This window comes from Streptomyces sp. NA04227, assembly GCF_013364195.1.
Lineage (GTDB): Bacteria > Actinomycetota > Actinomycetes > Streptomycetales > Streptomycetaceae > Streptomyces.
Genome location: NZ_CP054918.1, coordinates 562,834 through 582,035 on the forward strand (window position 1 = coordinate 562,834; position 19,202 = coordinate 582,035).

The window sequence follows — 19,202 nt, forward strand, 5'->3', positions numbered from 1 at the left end:
GTGTGACAACGCCGTCGCGGACGGCGGTGGACCCGTCAGCTCTCCCCGTAGGCCTCGCCGCCGAGTTCGAGCCGCGCGGTGCCCGCCGTGACGTCCGCGAGCCAGGCGCCGAAGGCCGCGACCTCCGCGTCGGGCAGACCGACTTCGATGGTGACCGCCTCCGCGTACCGCACCTCGCGCACCGCGCGGCCGGTGGCCCGCAGGTCGTTCTCGACCTTGCCCGCGCGCTGGTGGTCCACGGTGACGGTGGCGAGCCGGTAGCGCCTGCGGACCCGGATGTCGGCGGCGTCGATGGCTTCTCCGACGGCTCCGCCGTAGGCGCGGATCAGGCCGCCCGCGCCGAGTTTGGTGCCGCCGAAGTAGCGGGTGACCACGGCGACGACGTACCGCATCTCGCGCCTCGTCAGCATCTGCAGCATCGGCACGCCCGCGGTGCCGCCGGGTTCACCGTCGTCGCTCGCCTTCTGCACCCGGGCGTCGGCCCCGATGACGTACGCGAAGCAGTTGTGGCTGGCGTCCGGATGCCGCGCGCGGACCCCGGCGACGACCGACTGCGCCTCCTCCTCCGTGGCGGCGGGGGCGAGGGTGCACAGGAACCGCGAGCGGTTCACCTCGGTCTCGTGCACCGACTGCTGGGCGACGGTGCGGTACTCGTCCTGCATCCGGACAGGGTATGCGGGCCTGCCCGGCCCCTGAGCGCCGGGCGCTCGGGCGGGGGTCGCCGGGAGCCTTGTGGTTGTGCCGCGCGGGGAACGAGCGACGAATCATCCGATCATTAAGCTCTTCGGATGACTGGCATGGCGGAGTGACCTTCACCTTCCCCAGCAGCGCGGACGGTGCGAAAAGCAACGTCACCTCACGCGGCACGGTCATCGAGGTGCCGCACGGGGCCGTAGTGCGGGCCCGTCGGCTTGGCCCGCCCGAGCGGCACGCAAGGGTGGGCCTGAGGTGGGCATCGCCGGTGAAAACGGACCACTGATGGGTGGTCCTGGCCGACGCGTGACCGGGAGGCACCGGCCTAGCGTGGCCGCATGGTCATGCAACCCTGGTTCCCCGACGCCAAGCTCGGCATCTTCGTCCACTACGGGATCTACGCCGTCGACGGCGTACCCGAGTCCTGGTCCTTCTACCTCGGCCAGGTGTCGCACACGCAGTACATGAAGCAGCTCGACGGCTTCACCGCCGCGAACTACGACCCCGCCGCCTGGGCCGACCTGTTCGCCCGCGCGGGCGCGGGCTATGCCGTACTGACGGCACGTCACCACGACGGTGTCGCACTGTGGGACACCGCCCAGAGCGACCTGAACGTCGTGCGGCGCACACCCGCGGGCCGCGACCTCATCGCACCGTACGTCGACGCGCTGCGCGCCCGCGGCCTCAAAGTCGGCCTCTACTACTCCCACTCCGACTGGAGCCACCCCGACTACGCGAGCGTCCGCCACCCCGACCCGCCGCGCATCGACACCGACGTCACCAGCATCAACACCAACGCCTTCAGCGCTCCCCCGGACGGCGCCGAAGACCCGGAAGCCTGGAACCGCTTCCTGGCATACCGCAACGCCCAAGTCGGCGAACTCGTCGACCGCTTCGCCCCCGACCTGCTGTGGTTCGACGGCGAGTGGGAACGCACCGAGGAACAATGGCGGATGGGCGACCTCGCCGCCCAGATCCACGCGGGCAACCCGCACACCATCCTCAACGCCCGCATGCTCAGCCACGGCGACTACGCCACCCCCGAGCAGGGCGTCCCGCTCCACGCACCCGACGGCCCCTGGGAGTTGTGCCTGACCGTCAACGACTCCTGGGGCTTCCAGCACAACGACCACCACCACAAATCCGTACGCCAGCTCGTCCGCTACTTCACCGAGACCATCGGCATGGGCGGCAACCTCCTGCTCGACGTCGGCCCCCGCGAGGACGGCACCCTCACACAGGAGCAGACCGCGCGCCTCGAAGGACTCGGCGCATGGATCCGCCGCCACAAGGAAGCCGTGTACGGCACCGTCGCCGGACTGCCCGCAGGACACCACTACGGCCCCAGCACACTCTCCGCGGACCGCCGCACCCTCTACCTGATCTGCTTCGACCCGCCCCAGGAGACCGTGGCCGTACGAGGACTGCGTACACCCGTCAAACGCGTGAGCGTCCTCGGAACCGGCACCACCCTCACGCACCGCGTCATCGGAGGACTCCACGAGGTGCCCGGCGTGCTGTGGATCGACGCACCACCCACCCCCGACATCGACACCCACGCCACCGTGCTCGCCCTCGAACTCGACGGAGAACTGGACCTGTACCGGGGAACCGGCCGCGACTGAGCGACATCCCGCCCCGCCGCCACGGGTGCGACCTCAGGCACCGGCGGCATCCGCACCCTGCGAGGCAGGGCCTCGCTCGTCAGGTGCCGGGGGTCGTCCCGGCGAGCAGGCGGGTGCGGTCCCGCCAGGCACGCTCCCATTGGCGGGTCAGCGCGGGGTAGATGATCAGGTAGCGGAAGGGGGCGATGAAGGCCATGTAGAGCCGTCCGAACCGCCCGTTGGGTTTGACCAGGGCCGCCATGCGCAGCTCGTATCCGCCTTCGCCGTTCGCTACCCAGCCCAGGTGCATGATGTCGTGCACGGTCCTGTTGGCCAGTTCGCGGGCGGCCTCGTCGCCGAGCAGGTACACGTCGGTGAAGGGATCGGTGCAGGGGGTGGCGTCGGCGGCGGTCCGAGCGAGGTCGCCTGGGAGCCGCTCGCGCAGCGAGGCAACCCGGCTGCCCAGGCCCGCCCGGGGGGAGTCCCAGCCGAGCAGGGCGCCGAGCTTCCAGCGCACGGCGAACAGGAACCGCACCGGGGCGGGTTCCTTTCGGGTGTCATAGGCCGCCTTCAGCGCGTCGAGCATCACGGGGAAGTCGTCGGGCCCGGCACCTGGGGCGCGGAAGGACCAGACGTCCTCGATCCGGAAGTCGCGGGTGAACTCGTGGATCCGCCACGGCTGTTCGGTGTGGGCGGCTTTCGGGATCCGCATCTGTCAGTCCTTCCCCTCCGGCCTGCGCGGCCGGTCGGTTGCGGGTGGCGCGCTCAGGGCGGTGAGTGCGGCCAGGAGGCCGAGGGAGAAGGGCCCGACCGGCGTCAGGTCGGGCCCGAACCCGAAGGTGATCGTGACTGCCCATGACACCGCCAGGGCCGTCACGAGCACGGCGAGGTAACCGAGTAGGAATCGGGCCGCTGCGGCCGAGGTCCGGCGGGACCACACCATCGTCACCGGGATCGCGCAGAACAGGACGCAGCTGAACAGCCACATCACGTAGAGGGTGAGTTTCGGGCCGGAGGCGGTGTCGCTCGCCAGCAGCGCGTCCGGCCACGAGTGCAGCGTGGCGAGGCTGTGGACGACCGCGTTGAGCACAGCGACGACGATCGCGCACCACAGCAGCGCCAGCCGCCCGCGACCGCGGCGAACCGGTGGCTCCGGCCTGCCTGCGGGCCTCGCTGGGCGGGCCCGCCAGGCCAGGAACGCCACCGGGGCGTGCAGAGCCCATTGAGGTGTCGACAGCGGCCAGGACGCGCCGTCGACCCACAGCGCGGCCACCGCGAACAGTGCGGCCTGTGAGCCGTTCAGCAGCGCGATCAAGCCGAGTACCGGCCTGGTCACGGTCGCGGGCCGGTGCCGGAGCAGCAGCAGGACGACGGGGCAGGTCCAGGCGATCGCCGACATGCCGTGCCACATCATCCGCAGCCCTTGTCGGGCCTCGGGGTCGCCGTCACCGTCCATCAGCGCGTCAAGGGTCGGACCGGTCTGCACGAAGGTGTGCAGGGCCGCGGCTATCGCCGCCAGTGCGGCGGCCCACCACAGCGCCCGCGGCGGCGCCGTCGTCGCCGTACGGGATTCCGGTGACCTCGTCGTCAGCGAACTGCTCATGTCTCCCCTTCGATTCCGACCGAGGTGCGGATACGGCTCCCCCGCTGCCGCTCCGCTGGTCCACGGCCATGCAGACAGCGATCATGAAACTTACGGAACTAATAGTTTCGATACCTCTGGTTCCGTATAGTGCACGCATGCCCGCTCGAAAGCAAGACCGGAAAATCGGGGGCCGCCCCCGGGACACTCGCGTCGACGAGGCCATTGCCGCCGCCGTGCGAGAGCTGCTGGCCGAGGTGGGATACGCCCGGCTCACGACGGACCAGGTGGCCACCCGTGCAGGCGTGGGCAAGGCGGCTATTTATCGGCGTCACGCCACCAAACAGGAAATGATCTTCGACGTTCTCCTGCCGGACCAGTTCCTGGCCGTGGTACCCGACCACGGGTCGCTCCGCGCCGATCTGACCGCCGTACTCGCCGAGATCGCGGAGAGCATGGCCGGGCCGCCGCCGGGGACGGTTCCCGGACTGCTCGCCGATGTCCACGCCGATCCCGCGCTGCTGCAACGCTTCGACGCGAAGTACCTCCACGCCCAGCGTCGGACCCTCACGGAGATCCTGGACCGCGCGGACGCACGCGGTGAGCTCGCCAGGCGCCCCGACCCCGCCGCCCTCAACGCCCTGCTGGTCGGCCCCGTCTTCGCCTGGCTCTTCCTGCTGTCCGAATCCCCCGACGAGCTCCCCGCACTGAGCTCAACCATCCTTGACGCGGCGCTCGCCCTCACCGGGGCGTGAGTGACCGCTCGTCAGCCGAACCGGCGGCCGGCCGGGAATGCCCCTCAGCCGACGACCGTTCTCGTTCAGGCGCACACAGCCCCGGGAGGCACAGGCATGCACAGCGAGACAGCCACCATCCGCAAGATCCTCAACGAACTCGGCGACACATGGGCCATCGTGGGTCTCTCCGCGAACGAGCGACGCGCCGCATATGGAGTCGCAAGGGTCCTGCAGCGCTACGGCAAACGGATCATCCCTGTGCACCCCAAAGCCGAGACGGTGCATGGGGAACCGGGCTACCCCTCCCTTGAGGCCATCCCCTTCGACGTTGACGTCGTGGACGTCTTCGTGAACAGCGAACTGGCCGGCACGGTCGCCGATGAAGCCGTAGCCAAGGGCGCCAAGGCGGTCTGGTTCCAGCTCGGCGTCATCGACAAGGCCGCGTACGAGCGAACCCGCGCCGCGGGTCTGGAGATGGTGATGGACCGCTGCCCCGCCATCGAAATCCCGCTGCTCGACTGACGACGCCCGGGCTCACGCTCGCAGCTCGGTACCCGCCCTAGTGCGGAGGCGGAACGGACACGGCGAGTGTCATCTCCACCGGTTCGGTGCCCTCGTTGCGGTAGGCGTGCGGGACGCCCGACTCGAAGGTCGCCGAGGATCCGGCGGGCACGCTGTGCGCCTCGCCGTCGACGTCGAGGGTCAGTACGCCAGCCGTCACCTGGAGCATTTCGACCGTGCCGGGTGGATGCGCGTCCGAACTGCTGCCCTCGCCGGGCATCAGACGCCAGGACCAGAGTTCGAGGGGGCCCCGCTTCTCCGTGCCGACGAGCAGTATGGCCCGGCTGCCCGCGTCGGTGGACCACATCCGTACCGCCTGCTCGGCGGGGACCACCCGCACCTGCGGCCCCTGCTCGTAGTCGAGGAGGGTGGTGATGCTGATGCCGAGGGCGTCCGCAAGCTTGACCGTGGTGCCCACACTCGGGTTGGTGCGGGCCTGTTCGATCTGGATGATCATGCCGCGGCTGACCCCCGACCTGGCGGCGAGGGCGTCGAGCGTATAGCCGCGTTCGCCCCGCCAGCGCTTGAGGTTGCGGGCCAGTGACTGCGTGAGCTGGTCGAGATCCGACACGTACCGTCCAATATTTTGGATGACGTAGTTCAGTTCACTGAACTACGCTGTGGTGCACCTGAAGGTCCACCACACTGTACTGCGAGGTTTCCCGTGACGGCACTGCTGGCGCTTGCCACAAGCGTCCTGTGGGGATGCGCCGACTTCGGCGGAGGTCTGCTCACCCGCCGGATCCCCGCACTGACCGTGGTCGTCGTCTCGCAGACGCTCGCCGTACTGGTCCTCGGAGCCGTGGTGATCGCCACCGGCGGGTGGCACGAAGCGGGTACCGGACTGTGGTTCGCCGTGGCCGCGGGCGTGGTCGGGCCGGTCGCCATGCTGGCCTTCTACCGGGCACTGGCACTCGGCCCGATGGGCGTGGTCTCGCCGCTCGGCACCATGGGCGTCGCCGTCCCCGTCGGTATCGGCCTGGTGCTCGGCGAACGCCCCGGACTGCTGCAGTTCGCGGGGATCGGGGTCGCGGTGCTCGGTGTACTCCTCGCGGGCGGGCCCCAGTTGAGGGGCGCGCCGGTGCAGCGCCAGGTCATCGTGATGACACTCGTGGCCGCGTTCGGCTTCGGTGCGGTGATGGCCCTGATCTCCGAGGCGTCCACGACGCTGACCGGGCTGTTCCTCGCCCTGTTCGTCCAGCGGGTGACCAATGTGCTCGCCGGTGGCGGGGCGCTCTGGCTCGCCGTACGCAGGGGCGCGCCGGCACTGCCCGAGGACGGTGGGCTGCGGGTGATCCGCGGTTCGCTGCCCGCGCTGGCCTTTGTGGGTATCGCCGATGTCGCGGCCAACGGCACGTACGCGCTGGCCGCGCAGAACGGCCCCGTCACCATGGCCGCCGTGCTCGCCTCGCTCTACCCCGTCGTGACCGCGCTGGCGGCGCGCGGCGTCCTGGGCGAACGCCTCCGGCCGGTGCAGGCGGCCGGAGCGGGCCTCGCCCTGGTCGGCACCCTGCTGCTCGCGACCGGCTGATCAGCCACCGGCCGGATCGCCCGCGCCGTCCGTGCTGCGGCTCCACTCTTCGAGGGCCACTAGTTCGTCGGGCGTGACACCGTCCGGAATCGGCACCGGCGGGGGCGTCCGCAGCGGCGGCTGCCAGCCGCTCTCCGGATGCCAGCGCCGCACGATCCGCGCGGGCGCGCCCGCCACCACCGCGTGGTCGGGCACCTCGCCGCGCACCACCGCGCCCGCGGCGACCACCACGTTCCGCCCGATCCGCGCCCCGGGCAGGATCACCGCACCGGTGCCCACCCAGCAGCCGGCCCCGATCTCCACCGGATCCATCCGCGGCCACTGCTTGCCGATCGGCTGCTGCGGGTCGTCGTACGAGTGGTTGGTGGACGTCACGTACACATACGGGCCGAAGTAGCAGTCGGAGCCGATGGTGACCGAGGTGTCGGCGATGATATGGCTGCCCCGGCCGAGTACGACGCCGTCGCCAATACGCAGGATGGGGTCGGCGCCCAGATCGAGGTCCGGCATCATGCCCGCGGTCAGCGTGACCTGCTCGCCGATGATGCAGTGGGCGCCCAGATGGATCCACGGTTCGCCGAAGACGGTGCCGAGCGGGAAGGCGAGCCGGGTACCGGTGCCGATCGCGCCGAACCGGAGTCGCCCGGGATGCCCGGCCGTCACCGCACCGGTGCGCTGCACCCAGTCCCAGACCGCGTGCACGACACGCTGACCGAGGTCGCGCCGCCTGGCGGCCAAGGACGAGAACACGTTCTTGCTCTTCGTCACCCGCCCAAGGTACTCACCGACCCGTGGCCACCACCTGCCCACACCCTGTGATCTTCACCCCACGGTGCCCTGCGGGGCGGCCCACTCGCTACGGTTCCGTGGACCCGGGAACCCGAGACGAGGAGTGGACGTGGCACAGGGCGCGCTGATCGCGGCGATGGGCGGCAGGGAACCACAGGTGCACGAGTCGGCGTTCACGGCGCCGACCTCGGTCGTCATCGGCGAGGTGACCCTGCACGAGGGCGCCAGCGCCTGGTACCACGCGGTGCTGCGCGGGGACGGCGGTCCGATCGTCATCGGCGCGGGCAGCAACATCCAGGACAACTGCACGGTCCACGCCGACCCCGGCTTCCCGGTCACCGTGGGCGAGCGGGTCACGGTGGGCCACAACGCGGTCCTGCACGGCTGCACGGTCGGCGACGACTGCCTGGTCGGCATGGGCTCGACGGTGCTCAACGGGGCGGCGATCGGCGCCGGTTCACTGGTCGCCGCCCATGCCCTGGTGCCCCAGGGGATGCGGATCCCGCCCGGTTCGCTGGTGGCCGGAGTGCCCGCGAAGGTACGACGCCCGCTCACCGACGAGGAGCGTGAGCTGGTGAAGGCCAACGGCGAGGTGTACGTGGATCTGGCCGGGCAGCACCGGGAGACGTTCGAGGGCTGACCGGGCCGGGGGCACGGAACGGAAACGCACGGACGCCCGCACAGGGGCGGGCGTCCGGTGGCTCACCTCGCACACGCTCGCCCCGTACGCCCTCGCCCCGCACGCTCTCGTCGCATGCGGTGGCGCCGTTGATCGGCCGGTTCATGGCCCCCGGGCCCAGGTCGCTGGGGGCACCGCGTGGACATAGGCTGAATAAGTGGGCGAATACGCCCACTTCACCCAGCACGCCGGACAGAGACGATCTGCTCGCGGCGGCGACCCGGTCGACATCGAACTCGACGTCACGCTGGACGACCCTCGCCCGCTGTGCCGCCGAGCCACCAGCGCGCCGGTCACCAGATGAGGAAGCGTGTCCGCAATGACCGAGAATCACCTCTCAGGCGACGAGACGCGGCACCTCACCCCTCGGGACCGGGCCGCCCGCGGCAAGGCCGCGCGCGTGGAGGTACCCCGGTCCAGCCACGCCGAGTTCCAGCCCCCACCCAAGCGCACGGACCCGGTGGAGATCATCGAGAACCAGTCGGCGAGGCGGGTACCGGACCTCGTACCCATCCGCTACGGCAGGATGAGCGAGGCACCGTTCCGCTTCTACCGCGGGGCCGCCGCCATCATGGCCGCGGACCTTGCGGAGACGCCGCGCACCGGGATCAGGGTGCAGTGCTGCGGCGACGCGCACCTGCTGAACTTCCGGCTGCTGGCCTCCCCGGAGCGGCGGCTGATGTTCGACATCAACGACTTCGACGAGACGCTGCCGGGCCCGTGGGAGTGGGACGTCAAGCGGTTGTCCGCCAGCTTCGTCATCGCGGGCCGGGCGAACGGCTTCAGCGCCAAGGAACGGGCGACGGTGGTACGCGCGGCGGTGGGGGCCTACCGCGAACGCATGCGGGACTTCGCCGGGATGGGCAATCTCGACGTCTGGTACACCCATGCCGACACGGACCAACTGATGCAGCAGTACGGCAGGATGCTCAGCCCCGGGCAACGCGATCGCTGGGAACGTGCCACACAACGGGCTCGTGCACATGACACGCTGCAGGCCTTCGGCAAGCTCACGCACGTCGTCGCCGGCCGACGGCGGATCGCTCCCGACCCACCGCTGCTGGTACGGCTCCAGGACCTGCTGCCGGACGCCGAACGCGGCGCGCTGGAGAAGGAGATCGTCCGCCTCATCGAGCGCTACGGCCACACCCTGCAGACGGACCGCCGGTTCCTGCTGCAGGGCTACCGCGTCGCCGACATCGCCCGCAAGGTGGTCGGCGTGGGCAGCGTGGGGACCCGCTGCTGGATCATCCTGCTGCTCGGCACGGACGACGAGGATCCCCTGATCCTCCAGGCCAAGGAGGCCGACGAGTCGGTTCTGGCGCCCTACGTCGGTGGCAGCAGCTTCCGTAATCAGGGCGAGCGCGTCGTCGCCGGCCAGCGGCTCATGCAGGCCACCAGCGACATCTTCCTGGGCTGGGAACGCGTCCAGGGCATCGACGGCAGGCGGCGGGACTTCTACGTGCGCCAGTTGCGGGACTGGAAGGGCATCGCCGTCGCCGAGAACATGTCGCCCAAGACGATGGCCCTGTTCGGCCGGCTCTGCGGCGCCACACTGGCCCGCGCCCACGCCCGCTCCGGCGACCGCATCGCGATCGCCGCCTATCTGGGCGGCGGCGACACCTTCGACCGCGCGCTGGCGACCTTCGCGGAGCTGTACGCGGACCAGAACGAGAAGGACCACCAGGCTCTGGTCGACGCGATCAAGGCCGGACGCGTACCGGCCGAGGCGGCCTGAGGACCGGGTGCCGTCAGGTCAGGATGCGAGAACCGCACTCGCGGCGGCCAGATCCATCGCCTGCCGGACCGAATCGGCGGATGCGGCAAGCAGCGGCAGCCGGACGGCCGGGCTGGGGATACGGCCCTGGGCGTGCAACACCCCCTTGATCACGGTCGGATTCGGCTCGGCGAAGAACGCGGCGGACAGCCGGGCCAGTTCGGATCCCAGCCTGCGGGCCGGTCCGGCGGCGTCGCGATGCCACAGCGAGATCAGTTCGGCGTAGTCGGCGGTGCGGACATTGGCTGACGCCAGGATGCCGCCGCGGGCGCCCGCCGCGAGCAGCGGCGAGATGACGGCGTCGTCACCGCCGAGCACCGCGAAACCGGGCGCCGACGAGCCGAGCAGTTCCATCGTGGCCGCGTCGATCGCGCCGGTCGCGTACTTGACCCCGACGACCTCCGGCAGGTGCCCGAGCGCGTTCAGCGTGTTGGGGCTGAGGGTCTGACCGGTGCGGTACGGGATGTCGTAGACGATCAGCGGCAGGCCCCCGTGCTCGGCGAGTGCCGTGAAGTGCGCCAGCGTTCCCGCCTCACCGGGCCGGGTGTAGGGCGGCGTGGGAACCAGCGCGGCGGCGACGTCACCGCTCTGCGCGAGGTCCCGCAGGGTCGTGATGGCGGCAGCGGTGTCGTTGGTGCCGACGCCGACGATCAGCGGAGCTCCGTGTGCCCGGCAGGCGACCGAACAGACGCGGACCACGGCCCGCTTCTCCTCGGCGGACAGCGTGGCCGCCTCCGCCGTGGTGCCCAGGGCGACGAGTCCGCGAGCGCCGCCGACCGACAGCGCCTCGTCGGCGAGGCGGGCCAGCGCGTCCGGGGCGAGCCGCAGGTCGTCGGTGAACGGGGTCACCAAGGGGACGAACAGGCCGGTGAGGTTCGCTTCGGTCTTCATGTGCACAGCCTGACCGAGGCGAACACAGTAGATCCAGTTCATGTTTCTTCGCTTTTAGCTAAGCTCACCTTATGCTCGACGTCCGACGCCTCCACTTGCTGCGCGAACTGGATCGACGCGGCACCATCGCGGCCGTGGCCGAGGCCCTCACCTTCACCGCCTCGGCCGTCTCCCAGCAGCTGAGCGTGCTGGAACGCGAGGCGGGCGTGCCCTTGTTGGAGCGCAGTGGCAGGCGGGTGGTGCTCACGCCCGCGGGCCGCACCCTCGTCACCCACGCCGACGCCGTACTCGAACGCCTCGAACTGGCGGTCTCCGAGCTGGCCGGGGCGCGCGAGGGCATCGGCGGGTCGCTGCGGATCGGGACGTTTCCCTCCGGCGGCCCCGCGATCGTGCCCGCCGCGCTCGCCGAACTGGCCCTGCGGCACCCCGCGTTGGAACCGATGGTGCAGGAGATCGACTCGGCTCGGGTCTCCGACGGCCTGCGCGCCGGCGAACTCGACGTGGCCCTCGTCCACGACTACGACTTCGTCCCCGCGTCACCGGACACCACGGTCGACCAGGTGCCCCTGCTGGAGGAGCCCGTGTACCTGGCCACGGGCGACGCCACCGGTCGCGTCGCCCACGGCGGCACGCTGGTGGAGTTGCTCGGACCGTGGGCCACATCCCCGTGGATCACGGCCCGGGACGGCACGACCGGGCACGCGATGGCCGTACGCGCCTGTCAGGCGGCCGGTTTCCAGCCGCGCATCCGTCATCAGGTCAACGACTTCCGTACGGTCCTGGCGCTGGCCGCTATCGGGCAAGGCGCCGGATTCGTACCGGAGATGGCCACCGCCCACGCCCCCGAGGGCGTGGTCCTGACCCGGCTGCCCCTCTTCCGCCGCTCGAAGGTCGCCTTCCGCGCGGGCGGCGGCACCCACCCGGCGATCGCCGCATTCGTGGCGGCGGCGCGCACAGCGGTGGGCACCACGCGCGGTGCTTCCTAGTCCCCCGCGGGAACGGCCGCCTTCGGCGTCTCGTCGGTGTCCTTCACCTGCGCGTCGGGCCCGCCGACCGCGACCGACTCCAGCTCCTTGCCCTCCGCACCCTCACCGTCCGCCACAGCGGCTGCGGCCTCAGCCTCGGCAACCATCTTCGCCGTACGCCGCTTGACCACCAGGAAGGACACCAGCCCGATCACCACGGCGATGGCGAGCCCCAGGTACGAGAAGCGCTTGAGCCACGACTCGGCCACGACGCCGACGTAGTAGATGACCGCCGTGGTACCGCCGGCCCAGACGATCCCGCCCAGGACATTGGCGACGAAGAACTTCCAGTACGGCATCCGCAGCACACCGGCCAGCGGACCGGCGAAGATCCTCAGCAGCGCCACGAAGCGGCCGAAGAAGACGGCCCACATGCCCCAGCGCTGGAAGGAGCGTTCGGCCGCGGCGATGTGCCCGTCGCTGAAGTGCTTGGGGAACTTGCCGCCCAGCCAGGCGAGCAGTGGGCGGCCACCCTTGCGCCCGATCGCGTACCCGATGGAGTCGCCCACCACGGCGCCGACGGTCGCGCAGACGCCGACCATGACCGGGTCCACGTCACCGTGCTGCGAGGACAGCAGCGCCGCCGAGACCAGGACGATCTCGCCGGGCAGCGGAATGCCGAGGCTCTCCAGGCCGATGACACCGGCCACGATCACATAGACCGCGACCGCGGGAATGCTGTCGAGCCACTCCTGGACGTGCAAGGCCGGTCCCTTCAATCGGTCTCCTGCCTGGGCCACAACCGGCAAGAACCCCAAAAGGGTCCAGGCACCCGGGGAACCTTACCTGCTGCCGGGTAACGGGCCGTGACTCGAAAGCGGACCCTCGGCGGACCCTCGGTCGACCACTCCCCGGGCCTTCTCCTGCGCGTAAACCCGTCCGCCCAGGAGAAGTTCGAGCCGTGACATGAGAGATTCGATGACAGCCCCGGCGGCCCGGGCGGCGGTCTAGGGTACGGATCATGTGGCCAGGACAGGAGCCGCCGTCAGGCGCGCCGAACCCGCAGCAGCCCCAGGGCGCCCCGAACCCGTACCAGCAGCCCGGCCATCAGGCCGCGGGCGTCCCGCAGCAGTACGGGCAGCCGGTGTGGAACGCGCCCACGCAGGCGAGCACACCGGCCCCGCCGCCGGGCGGCGGCAGTCCCACCGGCAACCGCACCACGGCGATCGCCGTGACCGCGGCCGCGGTCGTGGTGGTCGCTTCCGTGGTGGCCGGTTTCCTCTACGTCGGCGGTGACGACGACAAGGCCGCGCCCCAGCCCACGATGAGCGAGTCCGGCTCGCAGCAGCCCACCGAGAATCCACGGGGAGGCAAGGGCCTCGAACCGACGGTCCCGGGCTGGCAGGTCATCTCGGACCCGAAGCGTGGCGTCGCCTTCGACGTTCCCTCGCAGTGGGTCGCCAAGTCGCCGAGCTGGGTGACCTGGTTCGACGACGAGGCCGATCCCGAGGGGAAGCCGCTCATCGGTATGGCGGCACCGGCGTTCCACAAGGAGCGGTGGTGCTCCACCGACAACGACAGGGACGGCACCAAGGAGGACACCGCCCTCGGCGCGGCCGGGACCCGCGGCAACAACGGCTCCCGGACTCCGGAGGAAGCGGCGACGGGCGATGCCCGCAAGTGGGTCTACGGCGCCTACACACAGCCCGACAAGAAGAGCGTCAAGGTCGGCGCCCCGGAGAGTCACACCACCTCCTCCGGCCTCAAGGGCACCGTCGTCTCGGCGAGTTCGGACGGCGTGCGCAAGGAGGACAAGTGCGACAGCGAGGGCAAGGCGACCGTGTTCTCGTTCCGCAACAAGGAGGGCGACATCCTGTCCTGGGCGTTCTTCGGCGCCAAGGGTGTCGGGGACGAGATACCTCAGGACACGGTGCTCAAGATCCTCGACACCGTACGTCTCGTGAAGAACCCGTCCGGATCCTGAGGAGGGACAGGGGTATTCCGGACGATTTTCCGGAGGGTCGTACCGACTGGTCCTTTTTGGTCAGACAGTCGGTACAGCCTTGACAAGGGGCGGTGACAAAACCGTGTCCCGGGCGCCATTAAGGTACGCCTCATGTGGCCAGGACAGCAGCCGCCCGGGGGCGAGCAGAACCCGCAGGACCAGAACCCGTACCAGCAGCCGGGTTACCAGCAGCCGAATCCCTATCAGCAGCCGGGATATCAGCAGCCGAACACGTACCAGCAGCAGGGACAGCCGGGTGGCTGGAGTGCGCCCACCGTTCCGATGGGCGCTGCGGAACCGCCGGGTGGCGGGGGCGGCAAGCAGACCAAGATTGTCGCGATCGTTGCGGCCACCGCGGTCGTCGTCGCGGCGGGCGTCACCGGGTTCCTGGTTCTCGGTGGCGACGAGGACGACGAAGCCAAGGGCGGCAAGGGCGGAAAGGGAGGCAAGGGCGGCAGCAAGCCGAGCGCTACCGCCTCCCCCACCACCCCGACCCCTCCCTCGCCCACCACGGGCGGTGACAACCCGCGCGGTGAGGAGGGCGAGGCCAAGCCGGTCATCGCGGGCTGGCAGGTCGTCGTGAACCCCAAGTGGGGCACCGCCTTCGACGTACCGAAGGACTGGGAACTCCAGTCGCCGGACACGCTCATCGGCTTCGAGGACGACAAGGCCGACGACGGCAAGCCGCTCATCACCATGTCCGCCCCGGCCTACTACAAGTCCGACTGGTGCAAGTCCGACGACGACAAGGACGGCACCATGGACGAGACCGCCCTCGGTGCCGTCGGCACCAAGGGCGCGAACGGTGCCAAGGACGCGAACGAGGTCGCCGTCAACCAGGTCCCGTGGTGGGTCTACGGCGGCTACACGCAGCCGGACAAGAAGAGCCTGACCTACGACAAGAAAGCCAAGCCGTTCACCACGACGGCCGGTATCAAGGGCATGCTCGCCACGGCCAAGTCGAAGAACACCCCGCAGAAGGGCAAATGCGCCAGCGACGGCAAGGCGTACACCTTCGGCTTCAAGAACTCCAACGGTGACTTCGTGGCCTGGAACCTCTACGGCGCCACGGGTGTCAAGGACGAGATCCCCGAGGCCACCATCATGAAGATCCTCGGCTCCGTCCGCCTGCACGGCACCCCGACGGGCTGAACCGGCTCACGGATTACGGCAGTTGCTGTCCCGGGCCGGGGCACGGTGAACACCTTGTGGCTGTTCACCGTGCCCCGGCCCGTTGTCGTACATACCGCGGAGTGCGGGCGGCAGCCGTACCGCTGCCGCAGCGTCCCCGTACGCAACACATCACGACCGCGTACTGGCAACTGCGGCTATTCGAACTCGCGGAATTGCACGTCCGGATTCGGAATGTCCCTCTGTGTGGTGAGGCCAGCCCACTTCGGTCCCACGATCCTGTCTCCCGCGGTCCGCTGCGGACGAGACGAGTGTGCTGTCTCGGAGGCATGACGCCGGGGCACAGCCCGCGCTGCCGGCCACGGCGGATGGCGTGTGGACTCGACGCCGGAGGAGCGTGGTTCCGCCATCGCACCGGACACCGTCCTGCCGGTGTGCGAGGTGCCCGACGCCGGCTCAGGTCTCGGCGGGCAGATGGATCGAGGCCAGTTTGGCCGGGTCGACGACGATGTGGATGCCGGAAATCCGGCCTTCGGTGACGGTGAAGGCGATGAGGGAGAGAGGGGTTCCGTCGGGGCGCCAGGACATGTGGCCGGGGATGCCGTTGACCAGCACGGGCCGATGGCGGGCGACCTCGCCGGAGAACATGCGAGCCCCGGAGGCGACCTTGGTGGCGCCGAGGGTGACGATCACGCCATCGGAAGTGTCGACGGTCAGCTCCACATTCGGGTCGAGGACACGCAACAGTGCTTCGAAGTCGCCGCTGCGGGCGGCGGCGCCGAATGCCTGGACGACCTCTCGGTGCTCGCGGCCGGAGCCCGCCGGTCGGTCCGCGGCGTGAACCTTGCGGCGGGCGCGGCTGGCGACCATCTTGGTGGCGGCGGTGGACTTGCCCAGGATCCGGCCAATTTCTTGGAACGGGACTGCGAACATGTCGTGCAGGACGAACGCCAGGCGCTCGCTCGGGGTGAGCGAGTCGAGCACGACGAGCAGGGCGAGGCCGACCGAATCGGCCAGCGCAGCCTGCTCGTCCGGCGCGGGGTCATCGTCGGGTATCACCACGAGGTTCGCGAACTCCTGCTCGTAGGCGATTTCGGGGTGGGCTCGGCGGGATCTCAGGAGGTCCAGGCTGATTCGGCCGACCACCGTGGTCAGCCAGCCCGCCAAGTTGCCGATGGTCGCCGCGTCCTGACGGACGAGGCGCATCCAGGCTTCCTGGACCACGTCCTCGGCGTCGGCGTGCGAGCCCAGCACGCGGTACGCGACGGCGCGCAGCCGATCGCGCTGGGCTTCGAACGCCTCGGTCACAAGGCCGGACGGGTGGGCGGTCACGGCTTCCGCTGCTGACGGAGCGAGACCCGGTTGCCATCCGGGTCCACCGCCTCGATGCGGACCCCGAACGGATAGTCCACGGGTTCGGGCTCTTCGAAGACGACGCCGCGCTGGCGCATGATCTCGAAGTCCTTCCGCAGGTCCTCGGATTCGAGGATCAGCGGACCGGGCGCGCCCGTGCCGCCCGGCTGTCCCGCAGCCGGGGCGTGGGACCACAGGATGATCTGCACCGGGCTGTCGGGAACCCCGACGGTGAGGAAGCGTCCGTCGGGCCCGGGGAAGTCGAGCTGCTTCTCCAGACCGAGTCCCTCGGTGTAGAACTCCAGTGCGCGGTCCTGATCGGTGACGTAGATCGTCACGTACATGATCTTGTTCAGCATCCTGCTCTCGATTCACTCGTTGATGCGACCGTTCGTATGCGGTCGTCGCTCTCATGACGAGTGCCGGCGGAAGAAGGTAACAAGACCCGTCCGCCGTAGCGGAAACGGCACATGCCTCCCCGCTGATGCCTGAGAAGCATCGTGCGGGCTTCGTCTCGCTCTGCCGTCCTTTGGGCCGAACAGAGGCCACGTGCCACGGGTAGAGGGCATCAGAAACGCGAACCTACAGGAATTCGCGACGTGCGAAGTCTGCTGCCTAGCCGGGCCGTGTGTTGCCGGCGTCGTGGGACCAGGCCACCGCGCAGGTGATGGAGATGCCCAGTACGTCGCTCAACACCGACGCCGGTATCTGAGCTGCAAGGAGCAGGGCTGTGTTGCGGCTGGCACGAGCGCGGATGCCGACCCTGTTGAGCCGTACTGTCAGGTGGCTCGCGGTCATGGCCTGTCCGGCGCGGCCGCCCGGGAAGAGCCAGGGACCTTACTCGTTCTGTCCCAGGACAGCGAAAGTCCGGCGGCTGTCGGCGAGTTCGAGGAGCAGTGACCCCAGCGGCTCGGGAATCTCCACCGGGCGGTATCCCAGCTGGAGCTGTACCCCTTCAGCGCCGGAAAGGATCTTGTCTGTGGTGAGCCGTGCGATGCGGGATACCGGCTGGCCGTAGAGCCACTCGTCCATGTGACCAGCGGTCCAGTTCCAGGGGTACTCCCCGCTGAAGTCGACGAACCGCCGGACCACCGACTGCCGGTCGCGGATCGTGTCGGGCTCCAGTCGCCGGCCGAGTTGCTGCTTCTCCCAGCCATCGAGCATGCCGTCCAGGACGGCATCTTCCGGATGCAACAAGAGCACGCCAGAGACCAGCTCCAACCGTGCCGATCCGGGCACCTCGAAGCCCCGTCGCACCAATCCCACACCCCCTGCACCTGGTGCCTGAGTCCTGCATCAGGCGCATGACGGCGATCAAGTGTCCAGCTCAGAAAGGTGACATCGCTATGCCTCAGTGCCCGTGCGAAGCGCAGATGGGTGACGTAGTCCGGTACCTCCCGTGCAGTCGATGCAATTCCCCGGCCTTCGAAGCACCTGTCGTCCGATCGCACGCCGCCACCGCCGCTAATTCGTTTGTCAGCGGGTCGTGACACCGGAGATAGTCGCCCCCGTGACCCCCACTCCGCCCCGCCGCTTCTTCCGTCCGCAATGGGCGGGGCGGAACTACTCGTTGCTCACGCTGGCCACCGTGATCACCAACCTCGGCAGTCACGGCGCCCTGATCGCCGCGGCGTTCGCGGTGATCGACGCGGGTGGTGACAGCGGGGACGTCGGTCTGGTGGCGGCGGCACGCACGCTGCCGCTGGTGCTGTTCCTGCTCATCGGCGGCGCGGTCGCGGACCGACTGCCGCGGCACCGCGTCATGGTGGCCGCCAACACCCTCAACTGCCTTTCGCAGGCCGCCTTCGCGGTACTGGTCCTGACCGGCGATCCGACGCTGTGGCAGATGATGGTCCTCACCGCGCTCGGCGGCACCGGCCAGGCGTTCTTCGCTCCCGCCTCCGAGGGCATGCTGATGTCCTCGGTCTCCGGCGAACAGGCGGGCCGCGCCTTCGCCCTGTACCGGATGGCGATGCACGGCGCGGGAATCGGCGGGGCCGCGCTCGGCGGTGCGCTGGTCGCGGCGGTGGGCCCCGGCTGGGTGCTCGCGATCGACGCCGCCGCCTTCGCCCTCGCGGGCGCGCTGCGCGCCTTCCTCGACATCGGGCACATTCCGCGCCGCGAACCCGGCGGCGGCATGCTCAGTGATCTGCGGGAAGGCTGGCGGGAGTTCATCGGACGGAGCTGGCTGTGGTCCATCGTGGCGCAGTTCTCCGTGGTGGTGGCGGTGGTCGGCGCCGCGGAGGCGGTGTACGGACCCCTGGTGGCCCGCGACGAACTCGGCGGCGCGGGACCCTGGGGCCTCGCGCTCGGCGCCTTCGGGGCGGGCACCGTCGCGGGCGCGTTCCTGATGATGCGCTGGAAACCGCGCCGGCTGCTGCTCGCGGGCACCCTGTGCACCTTCCCGCTGGCGCTGCCCTCCGCGGCGCTCGCCGTTCCGCTGCCGGTGACGGGTCTGGCCGCGGTGATGTTCGTCAGCGGCGCGGCCATCGAGGTGTTCGGCGTCGCCTGGATCACCGCGCTGCACCAGGAGATCCCGGAGGAGAAGTTCTCCCGGGTGTCGGCCTACGACTGGTTCGGTTCGGTCGCCATGGTGCCGCTGGCCACGGCCCTCGCGGGCCCCGTCGAGACCGCCGTGGGCCGCACCTCCGCGCTCTGGGGCTGCGCGGCCCTCGTGGTCGTGGTGACGGCCGCCGTCCTGTTCGTTCCCGAGGTGCGGACCCTGACCCGGCGGACCACCAAGGTCGCCGAGTCGTCACCTGGTCCGGCGGCCGCCGCCCGGCCCGAACCCGTCCTGGTCCAGGAGCAGTTGGCCGAGAAGCGGGACGTCTCCGGCACGGCTTGAGTTCCACCGTGCCGTGCCGTGCCGTCCCGTGTTGCGGCGCGCGCTCCCACGCAATGCTT

General features: G+C 70.0%; 22 protein-coding genes. 11 read left to right on the forward strand and 11 right to left on the reverse strand.

Features of this window, described 5'->3' with window-relative positions; all coding sequences use genetic code 11:
- Positions 1-35: 35 nt before the first annotated feature.
- Positions 36-662 (reverse strand): YigZ family protein, encoded by a 627-nt coding sequence (locus HUT18_RS02055; RefSeq protein ID WP_176097254.1) that lies wholly within the window; start codon positions 660-662, stop codon positions 36-38.
- Between the two features lie 369 nt (positions 663-1,031).
- Here HUT18_RS02055 and HUT18_RS02060 point away from each other — a divergent pair, with 369 nt between their 5' ends.
- The gene (locus tag HUT18_RS02060) at positions 1,032-2,318 is read left to right on the forward strand and encodes an alpha-L-fucosidase (RefSeq protein ID WP_176097256.1); all 1,287 of its coding nucleotides are present in this window, start codon (positions 1,032-1,034) and stop codon (positions 2,316-2,318) included.
- A gap of 79 nt (positions 2,319-2,397) precedes the next feature.
- Here the strand turns inward: HUT18_RS02060 and HUT18_RS02065 are convergent, their stop codons facing one another.
- Positions 2,398-3,009, reverse strand: a complete 612-nt coding sequence (locus HUT18_RS02065; protein WP_176097258.1) for a DUF2867 domain-containing protein — start codon at positions 3,007-3,009, stop codon at positions 2,398-2,400.
- 3 nt (positions 3,010-3,012) lie between these two features.
- A complete protein-coding gene (locus HUT18_RS02070) occupies positions 3,013-3,900 on the reverse strand; it encodes a hypothetical protein (RefSeq protein WP_176097259.1) in 888 nt (295 codons plus the stop codon).
- A gap of 137 nt (positions 3,901-4,037) precedes the next feature.
- Here HUT18_RS02070 and HUT18_RS02075 point away from each other — a divergent pair, with 137 nt between their 5' ends.
- Positions 4,038-4,634 carry a TetR/AcrR family transcriptional regulator gene (locus HUT18_RS02075; protein WP_176097267.1) on the forward strand — a complete coding sequence of 199 codons (597 nt, stop codon included), beginning with the start codon at positions 4,038-4,040 and terminating at the stop codon, positions 4,632-4,634.
- A gap of 96 nt (positions 4,635-4,730) precedes the next feature.
- On the forward strand, positions 4,731-5,138 hold the full coding sequence (locus HUT18_RS02080) for a CoA-binding protein (protein WP_176097269.1): 408 nt from the start codon (positions 4,731-4,733) through the stop codon (positions 5,136-5,138).
- 37 nt (positions 5,139-5,175) lie between these two features.
- Here the strand turns inward: HUT18_RS02080 and HUT18_RS02085 are convergent, their stop codons facing one another.
- The gene (locus tag HUT18_RS02085; protein ID WP_176097271.1) at positions 5,176-5,748 is read right to left on the reverse strand and encodes a helix-turn-helix domain-containing protein; all 573 of its coding nucleotides are present in this window, start codon (positions 5,746-5,748) and stop codon (positions 5,176-5,178) included.
- A 93-nt stretch (positions 5,749-5,841) separates the two neighbouring features.
- Between HUT18_RS02085 and HUT18_RS02090 the strand changes: the two genes are divergently transcribed.
- Entirely contained in the window at positions 5,842-6,708 is an 867-nt protein-coding gene (locus tag HUT18_RS02090) for a DMT family transporter (protein ID WP_176097272.1), read from the forward strand.
- Here the strand turns inward: HUT18_RS02090 and HUT18_RS02095 are convergent, their stop codons facing one another.
- Complete coding sequence (locus tag HUT18_RS02095; RefSeq protein ID WP_176097274.1) at positions 6,709-7,476, reverse strand: acyltransferase; 768 nt, start codon at positions 7,474-7,476, stop codon at positions 6,709-6,711.
- A 157-nt stretch (positions 7,477-7,633) separates the two neighbouring features.
- Between HUT18_RS02095 and HUT18_RS02100 the strand changes: the two genes are divergently transcribed.
- The 3 genes from HUT18_RS02100 (at position 7,634) to HUT18_RS02110 (ending at position 9,914) form a co-directional block, all read left to right on the forward strand.
- Positions 7,634-8,137 (forward strand): gamma carbonic anhydrase family protein, encoded by a 504-nt coding sequence (locus HUT18_RS02100; protein ID WP_176104234.1) that lies wholly within the window; start codon positions 7,634-7,636, stop codon positions 8,135-8,137.
- A gap of 196 nt (positions 8,138-8,333) precedes the next feature.
- Positions 8,334-8,480: a hypothetical protein gene (locus tag HUT18_RS02105; protein ID WP_176097276.1), complete on the forward strand. Its 147-nt coding sequence runs from the start codon at positions 8,334-8,336 to the stop codon at positions 8,478-8,480.
- A gap of 15 nt (positions 8,481-8,495) precedes the next feature.
- The gene (locus HUT18_RS02110; protein ID WP_176097278.1) at positions 8,496-9,914 is read left to right on the forward strand and encodes a DUF2252 domain-containing protein; all 1,419 of its coding nucleotides are present in this window, start codon (positions 8,496-8,498) and stop codon (positions 9,912-9,914) included.
- An 18-nt stretch (positions 9,915-9,932) separates the two neighbouring features.
- Here the strand turns inward: HUT18_RS02110 and HUT18_RS02115 are convergent, their stop codons facing one another.
- Positions 9,933-10,844: a 4-hydroxy-tetrahydrodipicolinate synthase gene (locus HUT18_RS02115; protein ID WP_254878387.1), complete on the reverse strand. Its 912-nt coding sequence runs from the start codon at positions 10,842-10,844 to the stop codon at positions 9,933-9,935.
- Positions 10,845-10,915: 71 nt separating this feature from the next.
- On the opposite strand from HUT18_RS02115, the gene HUT18_RS02120 reads away from it, so the two are divergent.
- Positions 10,916-11,830 carry a LysR family transcriptional regulator gene (locus HUT18_RS02120; RefSeq protein ID WP_176097281.1) on the forward strand — a complete coding sequence of 305 codons (915 nt, stop codon included), beginning with the start codon at positions 10,916-10,918 and terminating at the stop codon, positions 11,828-11,830.
- Here HUT18_RS02120 and HUT18_RS02125 read toward each other — a convergent pair.
- On the reverse strand, positions 11,827-12,573 hold the full coding sequence (locus HUT18_RS02125; RefSeq protein ID WP_176104235.1) for a DedA family protein: 747 nt from the start codon (positions 12,571-12,573) through the stop codon (positions 11,827-11,829). The two genes, HUT18_RS02120 and HUT18_RS02125, sit on opposite strands and share 4 nt — an antisense overlap.
- Positions 12,574-12,830: 257 nt before the next feature.
- Here HUT18_RS02125 and HUT18_RS02130 point away from each other — a divergent pair, with 257 nt between their 5' ends.
- On the forward strand, positions 12,831-13,793 hold the full coding sequence (locus tag HUT18_RS02130; RefSeq protein ID WP_176097283.1) for a hypothetical protein: 963 nt from the start codon (positions 12,831-12,833) through the stop codon (positions 13,791-13,793).
- Positions 13,794-13,925: 132 nt separating this feature from the next.
- A complete protein-coding gene (locus tag HUT18_RS02135) occupies positions 13,926-14,966 on the forward strand; it encodes a hypothetical protein (protein ID WP_176097285.1) in 1,041 nt (346 codons plus the stop codon).
- Positions 14,967-15,401: 435 nt separating this feature from the next.
- On the opposite strand, the gene HUT18_RS02140 is transcribed toward HUT18_RS02135, so the two are convergent.
- The 4 genes from HUT18_RS02140 to HUT18_RS02155 form a co-directional block, all read right to left on the reverse strand.
- Positions 15,402-16,277, reverse strand: coding sequence for a sigma-70 family RNA polymerase sigma factor (locus tag HUT18_RS02140; protein WP_176097287.1), 876 nt, complete (start codon positions 16,275-16,277; stop codon positions 15,402-15,404).
- A complete protein-coding gene (locus HUT18_RS02145; RefSeq protein ID WP_176097288.1) occupies positions 16,274-16,657 on the reverse strand; it encodes a VOC family protein in 384 nt (127 codons plus the stop codon). Before HUT18_RS02145 ends, HUT18_RS02140 begins: the two co-directional genes overlap by 4 nt.
- Before the next feature lie 256 nt (positions 16,658-16,913).
- Positions 16,914-17,096, reverse strand: a complete 183-nt coding sequence (locus HUT18_RS02150) for a hypothetical protein (protein ID WP_176097290.1) — start codon at positions 17,094-17,096, stop codon at positions 16,914-16,916.
- Between the two features lie 39 nt (positions 17,097-17,135).
- A complete protein-coding gene (locus tag HUT18_RS02155; RefSeq protein ID WP_176097292.1) occupies positions 17,136-17,564 on the reverse strand; it encodes a hypothetical protein in 429 nt (142 codons plus the stop codon).
- A 244-nt stretch (positions 17,565-17,808) separates the two neighbouring features.
- On the opposite strand from HUT18_RS02155, the gene HUT18_RS02160 reads away from it, so the two are divergent.
- Complete coding sequence (locus HUT18_RS02160) at positions 17,809-19,143, forward strand: MFS transporter (RefSeq protein WP_254878388.1); 1,335 nt, start codon at positions 17,809-17,811, stop codon at positions 19,141-19,143.
- The last annotated feature ends 59 nt before the right edge of the window (positions 19,144-19,202 follow it).

What these genes read in the sequence shown, in the direction of transcription:
- HUT18_RS02055 (WP_176097254.1), bottom strand. Translation starts at nt 662, where the DNA reads ATGCAGGACGAGTACCGCACCGTCGCCCAGCAGTCGGTGCACGAGACC.
- HUT18_RS02060 (WP_176097256.1), top strand. Translation starts at nt 1,032, where the DNA reads ATGGTCATGCAACCCTGGTTCCCCGACGCCAAGCTCGGCATCTTCGTC.
- HUT18_RS02065 (WP_176097258.1), bottom strand. Translation starts at nt 3,009, where the DNA reads ATGCGGATCCCGAAAGCCGCCCACACCGAACAGCCGTGGCGGATCCAC.
- HUT18_RS02070 (WP_176097259.1), bottom strand. Translation starts at nt 3,900, where the DNA reads ATGAGCAGTTCGCTGACGACGAGGTCACCGGAATCCCGTACGGCGACG.
- HUT18_RS02075 (WP_176097267.1), top strand. Translation starts at nt 4,038, where the DNA reads ATGCCCGCTCGAAAGCAAGACCGGAAAATCGGGGGCCGCCCCCGGGAC.
- HUT18_RS02080 (WP_176097269.1), top strand. Translation starts at nt 4,731, where the DNA reads ATGCACAGCGAGACAGCCACCATCCGCAAGATCCTCAACGAACTCGGC.
- HUT18_RS02100 (WP_176104234.1), top strand. Translation starts at nt 7,634, where the DNA reads ATGGGCGGCAGGGAACCACAGGTGCACGAGTCGGCGTTCACGGCGCCG.
- HUT18_RS02110 (WP_176097278.1), top strand. Translation starts at nt 8,496, where the DNA reads ATGACCGAGAATCACCTCTCAGGCGACGAGACGCGGCACCTCACCCCT.
- HUT18_RS02115 (WP_254878387.1), bottom strand. Translation starts at nt 10,844, where the DNA reads ATGAAGACCGAAGCGAACCTCACCGGCCTGTTCGTCCCCTTGGTGACC.
- HUT18_RS02120 (WP_176097281.1), top strand. Translation starts at nt 10,916, where the DNA reads ATGCTCGACGTCCGACGCCTCCACTTGCTGCGCGAACTGGATCGACGC.
- HUT18_RS02130 (WP_176097283.1), top strand. Translation starts at nt 12,831, where the DNA reads ATGTGGCCAGGACAGGAGCCGCCGTCAGGCGCGCCGAACCCGCAGCAG.
- HUT18_RS02135 (WP_176097285.1), top strand. Translation starts at nt 13,926, where the DNA reads ATGTGGCCAGGACAGCAGCCGCCCGGGGGCGAGCAGAACCCGCAGGAC.
- HUT18_RS02145 (WP_176097288.1), bottom strand. Translation starts at nt 16,657, where the DNA reads ATGCTGAACAAGATCATGTACGTGACGATCTACGTCACCGATCAGGAC.
- HUT18_RS02150 (WP_176097290.1), bottom strand. Translation starts at nt 17,096, where the DNA reads ATGACCGCGAGCCACCTGACAGTACGGCTCAACAGGGTCGGCATCCGC.